This is a genomic window from Cognatilysobacter terrigena, from assembly GCF_004361065.1.
Taxonomy (GTDB): domain Bacteria; phylum Pseudomonadota; class Gammaproteobacteria; order Xanthomonadales; family Xanthomonadaceae; genus Cognatilysobacter; species Cognatilysobacter terrigena.
In genome coordinates this window covers 19,385-28,667 of the sequence record NZ_SELT01000029.1, presented here as the reverse complement: position 1 = coordinate 28,667, position 9,283 = coordinate 19,385, and the positions used below count along the sequence as shown (strand labels likewise).

The 9,283-nt window shown below is 67.0% G+C and carries 5 protein-coding genes; all 5 read left to right on the top strand.

Annotation, left to right across the window (positions count from 1 at the left end; translation table 11 throughout):
- On the top strand, nucleotides 1–473 hold a 473-nt coding region (locus EVS83_RS13700), incomplete at its 5' end, for an MFS transporter (protein WP_484030452.1).
- Nucleotides 457–1,755, top strand: coding sequence for a glycoside hydrolase family 2 TIM barrel-domain containing protein (locus EVS83_RS13695; protein ID WP_133501591.1), 1,299 nt, complete (start codon nucleotides 457–459; stop codon nucleotides 1,753–1,755). The genes EVS83_RS13700 and EVS83_RS13695, both read left to right, overlap by 17 nt.
- 114 nt (nucleotides 1,756–1,869) lie before the next feature.
- A complete protein-coding gene (locus EVS83_RS13690) occupies nucleotides 1,870–4,431 on the top strand; it encodes a glycoside hydrolase family 3 protein (RefSeq protein ID WP_133501590.1) in 2,562 nt (853 codons plus the stop codon).
- Between the two features lie 163 nt (nucleotides 4,432–4,594).
- Entirely contained in the window at nucleotides 4,595–7,642 is a 3,048-nt protein-coding gene (locus tag EVS83_RS13685; protein WP_133501589.1) for a TonB-dependent receptor, read from the top strand.
- An 89-nt stretch (nucleotides 7,643–7,731) separates the two neighbouring features.
- A complete protein-coding gene (locus EVS83_RS13680) occupies nucleotides 7,732–9,282 on the top strand; it encodes a tryptophan halogenase family protein (RefSeq protein WP_133501588.1) in 1,551 nt (516 codons plus the stop codon).
- Nucleotide 9,283: the final 1 nt, after the last annotated feature.

Here is a 9,283-nt window from a genome sequence, read left to right as displayed (position 1 = left end):
TCCTCGGCGAGCCGCACATCGCGCACATGCCTGCCGCAGACGCTGCGAAATACGTCAGCTACTACTGGGGCGGCGCGATGATCGGGCGCTTCATCGGCTTCGCGGCGATGCGCGTGGTGCGCCCGGGCATCGCGCTCGGGTTCAACGCGGCGATGTCGATGCTGCTGGTGCTGATCGCCACGCTCAGCGGCGGCACGCTGGCGATGTGGGCGATCCTCGCGGTCGGCCTGTTCAACTCGATCATGTTCCCGACCATCTTCAGCATGGCGCTGCATCGCCTCGGCGACCTCACCGGTCGCGGCTCCGGCGTGCTGTGCATGGCCATCGTCGGCGGCGCGATCGTGCCGTTCCTGCAGGGCGCATTGGCCGATCGCATCGGCCTGCAGCCTTCGTTCTTCCTGCCGATGGCCTGCTACGCCTTCATCCTGTTCTTCGGCCTGAAGTACGCGCGCCTGTATGAGCAGGCGCGTTGAGTCGCTGATCGCCCTCGCGTTCGCGGCGACGTTCGCGTCGCCGTCGATCGCTGCACCGTCGACCGTGCGCATCGTCCATAACGGACGCGGCTATCACCTCGAAGTCGACGGCCAGCCGTTCGTAATCCGCGGCGCCGGATTGCAGGATGGCAACCAGGAAGAACTCGCGGCGCGCGGCGGCAATGCATTTCGCACGTGGCGTCCCGGCGACGATCCGAAAGCGATGCTCGACCGCGCGCAGCGCAATGGCTTGCGCGTCGCACTCGGCATCGAGGTCGAAAGCGAACGCCACGGTTTCGGCTACGACGACGAAGCCGCCGTCGCGCGCGAGGTCGCACGCGTGCGCGACGAAGCGCTGCGCTGGCGCGACCACCCCGCGCTGCTGATGTGGGTGGTCGGCAACGAGCTCAATCTGGACGGCAGGAACCCGCGCGTATGGGACGCGGTGAACCGCATGGCCGCCGCGATCCACGCGATCGATCCGCACCATCCGGTGACGACGACGCTGGCAGGCGTCGATCCCGCGGTCGTTGCGGAAGTCAAAGCGCGTGCGCCGCAGCTCGACCTGCTCGGCGTGCAGCTCTATGCCGACATCAAGGGCCTCGACGCGAAGATCCGGGCGTCGGGATGGACCGGTCCGTACGTCGTCACCGAATGGGGTCCGACAGGCCATTGGGAGAGCGCAAAGACCCCTTGGGGCGCGCCGATCGAAGAGGACGGCGCGCAGAAGGCCGCGGTGATCGGCGAGCGTTACGCACGCGAGATCGCTCCGGCTAATCCGCAGCGCGTCGGTTCGTTCGTGTTCCTGTGGGGCAACAAGCAGGAGCGCACGCCGACCTGGTACGGGCTGTTCCTGCCCTCGGGCGAGTCGACGCCCGCGGTCGATGCGCTGCAACTCGCGTGGACCGGCAAGGCGCCTGCGAATCGCGCGCCGAACGTGACGTCGCTGACGATCGACGGCCGCGCTGCGCGTGCGGGCACCGTGCTCGCAGCCGGGTCGTCCCACGTCGCGAAGGCCGACGTTGCCGATCCCGATGGCGATCGCACGCAGGCGCGCTGGTACGTGCTCGAGGAAAGCCGCGCGACTTCGACGGGTGGCGACGCCGAAACGGTGCCGTCGACGATCGATGTCGCGTTCGTACCGGTCGACGCCCGCAGCGAACGGTTCGTCGCACCGAAGCAGCCCGGCGCCTACCGCCTGTTCCTCGAAGTGCGCGACGGCCGCGGTCACGCCGGCTACGCGAACCTGCCGTTCCGCGTGGACGCACCGCGCGGGCGCTGACCGCCTCCCGCGATTCCATGTCGCACTGCAGCGTGACGTACGCCCACGGCCGCCTTCACCCTTCGACTGACAACGCTGTCAGGCCGGACGCCTGACGCCTGCTCCGGAGCTCGCATGTCGTCGTTCCCGCGTTCCGCACGCCTCCTTCGCCACCGGCTCGCCTTCGCGCTGTCGGCCGCGCTCGCCACGGGCATCGTCGCCGCGCAATCGGCGCCCGTGGTGATTCCCCCCGCGGCCGTCGCGCACCCCGACCTGTGGCCGGCGATGACCTCGCCGATCCCGCGCGATGCGCGCGTCGAAGCCCGCATCCGCGACCTGCTGAAGTCGATGAGCGTGGAGGAGAAGGTCGGCCAGGTGATCCAGGGCGATCTCGGCAGCCTCACGCCGAACGACGTGCGCACCTACCACCTCGGCTCGGTGCTCGGCGGCGGCAATTCCGATCCGGGCGCGAAGTACAACGCACCGGCGAAGGACTGGCTCGCGCTCGCCGACGCGCTGCACGACGCCTCGGTCGACAAATCCAAGGGCGGCCACGGAATTCCCGTGCTGCTCGGCATCGACGCCGTACACGGCCACAACAACGTCGTCGGCGCGACGCTGTTCCCGCACAACATCGCGCTCGGCGCCATGAACGACCCGGCGCTGGTGCATCGCATCGCGCAGGTGACCGCGGAAGAACTGCGCGCCACCGGCTTCGAATGGACGTTCGCACCCACCGTCACCGTGCCGCGCGACGACCGCTGGGGCCGCACGTACGAAGGCTATTCGGAAGATCCCGCGCTGGTGTCGCGCTATGCGACGGCGGTGGTCGAAGGCCTGCAAGGCCGCGTCGGAACGAAGGACTTCCTCGATGCACGCCACGTCGTCGCGTCCTCCAAGCACTACCTCGGCGATGGCGGCACGTTCGATGGCAAGGACAAGGGCGATGCGCGCGTCAGTGAAACCGAGCTGCGCGACATCCACGGGGCGGGCCACATCGCCGCGCTCAAGGCCGGCACGCAGACGGTGATGGCGTCGTTCTCGAGCTGGAACGGCGGCAAGATGCACGGCAACCGCACGCTGCTCACCGATCTGCTGAAGCAGCGCATGGGCTTCGACGGCTTCGTCGTCGGCGACTGGAACGGCCATGCCGACGTGCCGGGCTGCACGCCGACCGATTGCCCGACCGCGCTGCTCGCCGGCGTCGACATGTACATGGCGCCCGACAGCTGGAAGGGCCTGTACGAAACGACCGTCAAGCAGGTGCGCGACGGCACGATCCCGATGCAGCGCCTCGACGATGCCGTGTCGCGGATCCTGCGCGTCAAGCTGCGCATGGGCCTGTTCGATGCGCCCAAGCCGTCGCAGCGCGTGCTCGGCGGCCACTTCGAACAACTCGGCAGTGCCGACCACCGCGCGCTCGCCCGCGAGGCCGTGCGCAAGTCGCTGGTCCTGCTCAAGAACGACGGCGGCGTGTTGCCGCTGAAACCGAACGCGCGCGTGCTCGTCGCTGGCGACGGCGCGGACGACGTCGGCAAGCAGGCCGGCGGCTGGACGCTGAGCTGGCAGGGCAGCGGCACCGAACGCGCCGACTTTCCGAACGCGCAGTCGATCTGGGACGGCATCCGCGAGACGACGGCGAAGGCCGGCGGCCATGCGGAGCGGTTGGTCGACGCGAAGTACACGGCGAAGCCGGACGTCGCGATCGTCGTGTTCGGCGAAGACCCGTACGCGGAATTCCTCGGCGACATTCCGTCGCTCGCGTATCGCCATAACCGCGGCCACGACCTCGAGATGCTCCGTCGTCTGAAGGCGGACGGGATTCCGGTAGTCGCGGTGTTCCTGTCAGGCCGTCCGCTGTGGATGAACCGGGAGCTCAATGCATCCGATGCGTTCGTCGCCGCGTGGCTGCCCGGATCGGAAGGCGGCGGTATTTCCGACGTGTTGTTCGCCGACGCATCGGGCAAGCCGCGTTACGACTTCACCGGTCGCCTTTCGTTCTCATGGCCGCGCACCGCGGTGCAGACGCCGCTCAACGCGGGCCAGTCGGGCTATGACCCGCAGTTCCCGCTCGGCTATGGCCTGAGCTATGCGTCGGCGAAGACGGTGGGCATGCTGTCCGAGGAATCCGGGCTCGGTAATGCCGACGCGGATCCTGCGGTGTTCTTCGAGCGCGGCGCGGTTGCACCGGGCTGGACGCTGCGCGTCGCCGATGCGAAGGGCGATGCGAAAACCGTGCGCACGCTGCCGACGCGCGATCTCGCGAAGAACATCGCCGTCAGCGCGACCGATCATCGCGCGCAGGAAGACGCGCGTCGCATCGAGTGGCGCGGTCCGGCGCAGGTCTGGCTGCAGTCGGACGCGCCGATCGACCTGTCGCGCGAAAGCATGGCGGGTGCGTCGCTCGTGGTGACGATGCGTGTCGATGCGCCGGTGCGTGGCGATGTCGACATCTCGATGGGCTGCGGCGCGAACTGCCGCGGCCACGTGCCGCTCACCGCGACACTCGCCGAGATCCCGACGGGCAAGTGGACGCGCGTCGCCGTGCCGCTGGTGTGCTTCGCCAAGGGCGGCACCGACCTCACCAAGGTCGACGACGTTTTCCACGTGGCCGCCGACGCCGGCGTCGGCGTGACGTTCTCGCAGATCGAACTCGGAACCCAGGCCGACCATGCGGTGCAGTGCAACATGCACTGACCGCTGCACCGCAACACAATTTTCCCGCGTTTTTCCGCTGTTTATTGCGTTTCGTGACCGGCTGTCGCCTTCCGTTTGACAACGCTGTCATGTCCGCGTGCAATCCGACGCACCACGGCCGGTCGTCGGGCCCATCCATTTGCAGTGCGCTTCAGGGGGTTTCATGAAGAAGTCCGCGCAGTACCGACCGCAACAGAGCCTGCTCACCGCTGCCGTCCTCGTCGCACTGTCGACGCCTGCGTTCGGGCAGAGCGCGACCTCGACGACGACGAGCACAAGCGCGACCGCCGCGGCCCCTGCCGACCAGGCCGCCGCCGACGCGCGCGAGCTCGACACCGTCGTGGTCAAGGGCATCCGCGGAAGCCTCACGTCGTCGATGAATCTCAAGCGCAACGCGCAAGGTGTGGTCGACGGCATCGTCGCCGAGGACATCGGCAAGTTCCCGGATACGAACCTCGCCGAGTCGATGCAGCGCATCAGCGGCGTGTCGATCGACCGCAAGGACGGCTCGGAAGGCTCCAAAGTCACCGTTCGCGGTGTCGGCCCCGACTACAACCTGGTGCTGCTCAACGGCCGCCAGATGCCGGGCTCGAACATCGAGGACGCCAGCGCGCCGAACACGCGTTCGTTCGACTTCGCGAATCTTGCGTCGGAGGCCGTCAGCGCGCTGGAGGTCTACAAGACCAGTCGCGCCAGCACGCCGGTCGGCGGCATCGGCGCAACGATCAACATCAAGACGGCGCGACCGTTCGACAACAAGGGCGCGACGCGCGCCAGTTTCGGCGTCAAGGCCGTCATGGATACGTCGGCCGACAACGTGCCCGACAGCTACGACCTCGATCGCGTGACACCCGAACTGTCCGGCATCTACAGCACGACCTTTGCGGATGGGCGCTTCGGCGTCGGCATCAGCGCGAGCTACCAGAAGCGCGACTACGGGTTCAGCCAGGTCGCGGTCGGCAACGGCTGGAAGACGTTCCACGGTGACGAGAACAACTGGGGAACGATTCCGCAGCCGGGGCAGCCGGGGTCCGAGCGCATCGTCAATCGTCCCGGTCCGAACGACATCTATTCGGTGCCGCAGAACCTCAACTACAACGTCAACGGCGTACAGCGCGAGCGCCTCAACGGCCAGCTGGTGCTGCAATGGGCGCCGACGGACGACCTGACGGCAACCCTGGATTACACCTACTCGCAGAACAAGTACGAGCGGCGCCGGAACGAGATGTCGGTGTGGTTCAACTTCGGCCCGTCTTCGAGCTCCTGGACCGACGGGCCGGTGGCCGCGCCGAACATCTACTCGGAGATCATCAACCCGGCCAACAGCGACTACGCGATGGGCGGTGCGCACAACGGCACGAAGAGCGAAGACAAATCGCTCGGATTCAACCTCAAGTGGAAGGCGACCGATCGTCTGAATCTCGCGTTCGACGCGCACCACTCGACCTCGACCGCCGGTGCGAACAGCCCCTATGGAAGCAGCGGCGTGCTCGGCACTGCGGGCTTCTTCCGTGGCACGACGACCGCCGACTTCTCCGGCGAATTCCCGGTCTTGAACATCCAGCTGCCGACGGGGCTGGCCGCGATCGATCCGTCGCAGATGCTGGTCACCGGCTCGTCGTTCCGCAACTCGCTGCAGAGGATGGAAGTCAACCAGCTCCAACTCGCGGGCGACTTTTCGTTCGAGAACTACTCGAAGCTCAACTTCGGCGTCGGCTCGACCGAAGTGAAGAATCGTTCCGCCTTTGCCAACGTGCAGCTCGACACCTGGGGCGGCGCGACCAACGCCGGCGACTACCCGGACAGCGTGTGGCAGCTCGACCACATGGGCAATTACTTCGATCAGTTCTCGGGTGCGAAGGATCCGCGCTTCACCGACGCCTTCTTCGTGTGGGATTTCGACACGGTACGTGACCTCGCGGAGAAGGCTTGGGTGGCCGCAGGTCATCCCGCCTCCGACTATCGGGCCTCAAACAACTTCACGACCGATCGTCGCACGACGGAGACGTCGAAGAACGCGTACGTCGAATGGAGCGACACTTGGGACTTCGCGATGCCGCTCAACGTGGCGATCGGTGCGAGGTACGAGAGCACGCGCGTGGAGTCGTCAGCCCGCGTGCCTGAACGCACCGGCATTTCCTGGGGGTCGGCCAACGAGTTCACGGTGCTCAGTGGCGGTTCGGTGTTCACGACCCTTGTCGGCAAGTACAGCTACGTGCTGCCCAACCTCGACCTGAGCCTCGACGTGACCGACGCGATCAAGCTTCGCGGAAGTTTCGGCGAAACGATCGGCCGTCCGTTGTGGTCCCAAATCCAGGGTGGTCAGACCCTCAACGATGGCGCGCGCGTCGACGGGGGCACCGGCGACCAGGGCAATCCAGCGCTGAAGCCTCTGCTGTCGAAAAACTTCGACCTGTCGCTCGAGTGGTACTACGCGCCATCGAGCTATTTGTCGGTTGGCTACTTCCGCAAGAACATCGAGAACTACGTCGGCACCACGCAGGTCGTCGACACGCCGTTCGACCTCCATACGCCGGTTGGCGGCGCGTATTGGAACGCCGCCACGAGTGCGGGCGGTTGCGCGACGAGCGATGTCGTCTGCATCCGCAACTACATCTTCGACAATTTCAACGGGCAGCCGGGCGTGACACGAACCGGCGTCTCGAGCGCAACCGGCGAACGCACGGGCACGATCGTCGGGCAGCCGGGGGATCCGATCGCAAACTTCCGCATTACCGTCCCGGCGAACCAGCGCAACGCATCGCTCGACGGCTGGGAGTTCAACGTCCAGCACATGTTCGGCGAGAGCGGTTTCGGACTCTCGGCCAATTACACGATCGTCGACTCCGATCTCACCTACGACAACTACGTTATTGGTGAGCAGTTCGCGCTGGAAGGTCTCAGCGACACCGCCAACCTGGTCGGGTTCTTCGAGAATCAGCAGTGGTCGATCCGCGCAGCCTACAACTGGCGTGATCAGTTCCTCATCGGCCGCTTCGATGGCAATGGCCCGAACCCGGTGTACGTCGAGCCCTACGGGCAGCTCGACCTCAACGTCAGCTACAACATCAACAGCAACATGACCGTCTCGTTCGAAGGCATCAACCTCACCAACGAGACCTATCGACAGCACAGCAGACACGAGAACCAGGTCGAATTCCTGACGCAGGGCGGCCCGCGCTACATGCTGGGCTTCCGCTACAAGTTCTGAGCGGGCACCCGTCCGGATCGAAAAGCCGCTGCCATTGCAGCGGCTTTTTCGTCGGCGGTAGTCTCGGCAAAAGGGGGAGACGTTCGCGCGTGGATCGGACGGTTCGGCACATCGTCATCGTCGGCGGCGGCACCGCGGGATGGCTCACCGCGGGCGTCATCGCGGCCGAACATCGTGCGGATCGCCCCGACGGCCTGCGCGTCAGTGTGGTCGAGTCGCCCGACGTGCCGATCATCGGCGTCGGTGAAGGCACGTGGCCGACGATTCGCGACACGCTGCACCGCATCGGCGTATCCGAAAGCGACTTCATCCGCGACTGCGACGCCTCGTTCAAACAGGGCTCGCGCTTCGATCGGTGGGTGGACGGCAGCGACGGCGATCGCTACTTCCATCCGTTCTCGCTGCCTGAAGGTCATGGCGACGTCGACATCGCCGCCGCATGGCGCGCGCTCGCCCCGCAGGTGCCGTTCGCCGAGTTCGTCTGCGCACAGCCGCACCTGTGCCTGCACGGCCTGGCGCCGAAGCAGGCGACGACGCCGGAGTTCGCGGCCGTCGCGAACTATGCGTACCACCTCGACGCCGGCAAGTTCGCGGTGTTCTTGCGGCGGCACTGCGCCGAGCGGCTCGGCGTGCAGCATGTCGCCGACCACGTGGTCGATGTCGACATGCACGAGAACGGCGACATCGCCGCATTGCAGCTGCGCGCGCAGGGCCGCCGCGACGGCGACCTGTTCGTCGACTGCAGCGGCTTCCAGGCGATGCTGATCGGCCAGCGGCTCGGCGTGCCATCGACGCCGCTGCGCGACGTGCTGTTCAACGATCGCGCGCTCGCCGTGCAGGTACCCTACGCGCGCGACGACGCGCCGATCGCTTCGCAAACCATCTCCACCGCGCAGCCGCACGGCTGGGTCTGGGACATCGGCCTGCCGACGCGACGCGGCATCGGCTATGTGTATGCGAGTGCGCACGTCGACGATGCGACCGCGGCCGATGCGCTGCACGAGTACCTCGCGCGCACCTCGCCGGGCGTCGAGATTCCCTCGTTCCGGCAGCTCGCGTTCGATCCCGGCTGGCGCGAGCGGCCGTGGGTGCGCAATTGCGTTGCGATCGGGCTGTCGTCGGGCTTCATCGAGCCGCTGGAAGCCTCTGCGATCGCGATGGTCGAGCTCTCGGCCGCCGCGTTGGCGGATCGACTGCCCGCGACGCGCGACGACATGGATCGCCTCGCGCCGCGCTTCAACGCCGCGTTCGCGCACCGCTGGCGTCGCGTCATCGACTTCCTGAAGCTGCACTACGTCCTGAGCCGTCGCGAGGGCGACTACTGGCGCGCGCATCGCGACGCGTCCTCCATCCCCGAGTCGCTCGCCGGGCTGCTGGCGACGTGGGCGCACCATCCACCCTCGCGCTACGACCTCGATCGCGTCGACGAAGTGTTCCCGTCGGCGAGCTGGCAGTACATCCTCTACGGCATGGGCTTCGTTTCCGCGCCGCCGACGCATCCCACGCGGTTCGCCGACACCGAACGCGCGGCCGCTCTCCTGCGCGATGCCGCACCGCGCGCGCGGCGCATGCTCGGCGCGCTGCCCGCGCATCGCGACCTGCTCGACCACATCGCCCGTCACGGGCTGCCCCGGATCTGAC